This is a genomic window from Savagea faecisuis (assembly GCF_042675605.1).
Taxonomy (GTDB): Bacteria; Bacillota; Bacilli; order Bacillales_A; family Planococcaceae; genus Savagea; species Savagea faecisuis.
In genome coordinates, this window is the sequence record NZ_JBHTJF010000010.1 from 1 (window position 1) to 3,772 (window position 3,772).

The following is a 3,772-nucleotide window of genomic DNA, read 5'->3' on the forward strand; positions in this document are numbered from 1 at the left end:
CGTCCTCTCTATTTATTAGGATAGAGACTTAACTTACTTGTGTCCATACATCTATACTAGCTCCAAATCCCCTTTACGGTACAATAGAAATTATTCATCATTTTATACATAAAATATACATTTAAAGGTGCTACGGTATTTTTAGCATTAATACCGAATTCTTCATAATAATCATTTTATAAGGTTGGTTATTTCTGCTTTTTTAATCACAAAAGATAAAAACAGCTTGATTTTAACTCGTTTTTTGAAATTTTGTGGACTTTGTTGCCCTTACATCAGTTAAAGGCGAATGAGCACCTCTTTTTTAGAGGTCACTTTTTTGAAGAAAACTACTCTTTTTGATTGCTTTTCAACCTGCTTTTTTAAGAGAAATCATCCTCCTGTGCCTTTTAGTCGGTAGGGGCAAAAAAACATCTAAAATGTCAGATCCACTGTTGTTTAAAAAAAGACACCTTTTTTGAAGAAAATGCTCTTTAAAAACACCTAAAATTTCAAAAACATCTGTCTTTTGGAATAGAAAAATTCTTCTGTTTGAAAAATACCTTCCTTATATAGAATATAGTGCACCCTAAAAAGCGAAAGCAGGATGAAACGCTGTAAGTCATGTCTATCAAGGGGTACAGCGTTTTTTTAGGCGAAAAACGTTCCACGATTTCGAAAAACCGATAAAAAGCGAAAAATTTCCTTGTTCGAGAGGTTGTTTTTTTAAATGCGGAGAATGAATTAAAACGAAAATGGCTTTTTTAAAAAAGAAGACTTTTTTGAAAAATGAGAAAGAGAACACCCAAAAGAAGAAGAACACCCCCTAGAAGTCGATAGAACATATCAATTTAGCACTTTAAAACCTTTCGAGTATAAATTATCACCAAAATTTTAAAAGCTCTTACAATCGATTTTAGTAAGTTTAAAAGACACCTGTTCTTTTTGAGTGTTTTTGACGTAGAATGATCCGCTCCAATTTAAAAAATTCTTCTGTTTTGTAAGTGTTTTTAAAGTTCAAATTGGTGTTTTGAGAACAGGAGAACTCCCCTGTTTGAAAAATACCTTCCTTATATAGAATATAGTGCACCCTAAAAAACGAAAGCAGGATGAAACGCTGTAAGCCACGTCTATCAAGGGGTACAGCGTTTTTTTAGGCGGAAAACGTTCCACGATTTTGAAAAACCGATAAAAAGCGAAAAATTCCCTTGTTCGAAAGGGAAATCTTTTGCAGAAAACTGTTTGTCAAAAGAAGCGGAGAAGTACAAAAAAGAAAGTTCGGTCGTTGATAAAAGGAGAATCGTTCCGTAGGAATCGTTCTGTCCTATCAATTTCTCGTTTTAAATCATTCTGGGTAACAAACATCCCTGTTTCTTTATAATTAAACACAGGCTGCTCTGGGAGTTTCTGTAAGGTCTTCACGTATTTTCGCATGGAGAGTACCGCTTCTTGTTTTTTGAATAGGAAATCGACTTTTCGTCGTAAGGCTATACAGCGACAGATCACATTTTATGATTCAAATCAGAAAGAAGACGAGTTAAACATTTGGATGAAGCCTGTTATGCCCCTCGTCTTAGAAAACTCTATTAATGATTTGTCGAAGACGGGGCTTCTGCTCGACAAACATTATGAAGAAGAAAAGACCATTTACTTATTTGCTGAATTTTTAGAAGCGGAGCATGAAGATAGTTATATTCGTGTTGTGCTACAAGACACGATCGTTGGTGATTCTTCTGAATACCTTAAACGAGCACTCTCTCCTGAATACCTTGTGCAGTTGTTGAAAGAGAACGATCCGATGACAGCACCTAATTTCTATCCTTATGGATATGCAAACGACAAGGCGGCAGGGGAGATACACTTTGTTACTTCGAATGTTATGAATCAACTACAAGAAACATTTGTTGTTGATTATCAGTCACTTGAACAATCGTTGAGTATGCTCTTAAAATTTCAAGTGTTGGCAGTAGAAGAGGGATAAACAACAGGAAGATGTAAAAGAAAAATTAAGTGAAATTCGGTATCAAAAAGGGAGCGGTTTTAAAAACAGAAAATCGCTCTCTTTTTATAAATAATCAGTATTTCGTTTATTTATACATTTTTAACGTGAGTCGTTTAAGAGAGAATAAAGGGGAGAGCGAACAATTCATCTTCTGTTTCTATCTGGATCGGATGGGCATAGGTGTCGAATTGATGAAATAACTAAGAGGAAAGAAGTGCATCTTCCAAAGAAGTTTTCCTTTCTTGAATGAAGGGGTTTGTCTGTTTTTGATACGTTGTTTTTTGGTCGGATAATATTAATAAGTTGAGGAAATGAAGGGGAAATCTTCTTTTTAGGAGAATCGAAATTCCTCTTCTTTTTTTGTGTTTTTTACAAAAAAGTTGTACAAGAAAGACCTTTTATTAAAAGGCGAACATACGTTTTAAAATGAGTAGAAAAAGGGCTGTTTTCAAAAGAATCTTCAAAGAATGAGAGAAAGGGAGTGAAGCCCCCACAAAACCTCACTTTCTATTTTAAACAAATTGCAACTACCCGCTAAAGTGGGACCTAAAATGGATGTTGGCACATGCCCTTTTAGAAAGACCATCCAAAGACCGAAAAACCATACAACCAAAACACCCCCGGAGCTACCTCAAAATAAAGAGGAGTTTTCGTTATCGCTCCTTTCTTTTTGAATCAAACAAGCAGAAAACCACCTATTTAAAAACAGGGGAATTTTCCTCGAATTGATGAAAATTTAAAAAAGAATATGAATGAAAAGTGGAAGAAAAGCAGGAGGAAAAAGAGAAGATAATTTTCATTTTATGAATCATAGTAGAAACAAAAAACCGCTTCTTCCTTATATGAGCAGCCATGATAAAGACGACCATTTTAAAAAAAGAGGAAGCGGAGCGGTCTTTGAATAATTGAATAAATCACCCCTTTTTTATTCAGGCTTTTCTCCTCTCTTTTTTTCAATCAATCGCTTCTTTAATAATAAAAAGGAAGCGGTCTTTCTGTTTTTGGAGCAATTTTTTTAAAAGGATGACACTCACTGACAGACCGAAAAACCATTTTAATTCAAGAGAAGCGGTCTTATATTTTGAAATAAGGAGTGTTTAACCAACAGACCGAACGACCATTTTAATTAAAAGAGCAGCGGTTTTTCTTGAAAGAGAACAAGGTTTTCTCATACTTTTATTCAATTATGCTTCATGAGTTAAGAGAAGCGGAGCGGGCTTTCTGTTTTTGAAAAGGGAGATTATCTTTAAAAGTAGAGGGGTGATAATTCACAGACCGCACGACCATTTTGATGGAAGCGGAGCGGTTTTTCTATTTTTGAAGAGTGGAAATGGTCTTTAAAATAGAGGAGTGATCATTCACAGACCGCACGACCGTTTTGATGGAATAGGCGCATAAATTCATTTAGAGAAGACTATACTACAACTAGGAAGCAAGCAATCAAATGGAGCGTTGCTTTCCCCCCTGTCCAATGATGTAAGGGCGATCTTCTCCCCTTTTGTTTTTGGACAGATAAACGAGAGAAGGAAAATCAAAATATGAAAAGGAAGCCATCAAATGCGGAGCAGCAATTGCTCAATTTATGCTTAGAAAGCGAAAGAAAAAGCAGTGATTTTTACTACCAACAATTATCTTTGCTCATTGGTTTGTTGCTTGTTTTTACTCTTTTTTTCAGTTTAAAAATACTCCCTTTTTTGTTTTATTTGTTGTTCTTGACAGGGGTGTCAATATCGGCTTAAAATTCCCCAAAAATATCGGAATAAAATTCCTCACTTTTCTGTTTTAACCGTG

General features: G+C 35.0%; 1 protein-coding gene. It reads left to right on the top strand.

The window, feature by feature from the left end:
- The first annotated feature begins 1,528 nt into the window (after nt 1-1,528).
- Nucleotides 1,529-1,960: a hypothetical protein gene (locus ACFQ0V_RS02735; protein WP_381009388.1), complete on the top strand. Its 432-nt coding sequence runs from the start codon at nt 1,529-1,531 to the stop codon at nt 1,958-1,960.
- Nucleotides 1,961-3,772 lie beyond the last annotated feature (1,812 nt).

Coding starts and splice junctions, on each gene's coding strand:
- ACFQ0V_RS02735 (WP_381009388.1), top strand. CDS start 1,529: ATGAAGCCTGTTATGCCCCTCGTCTTAGAAAACTCTATTAATGATTTG.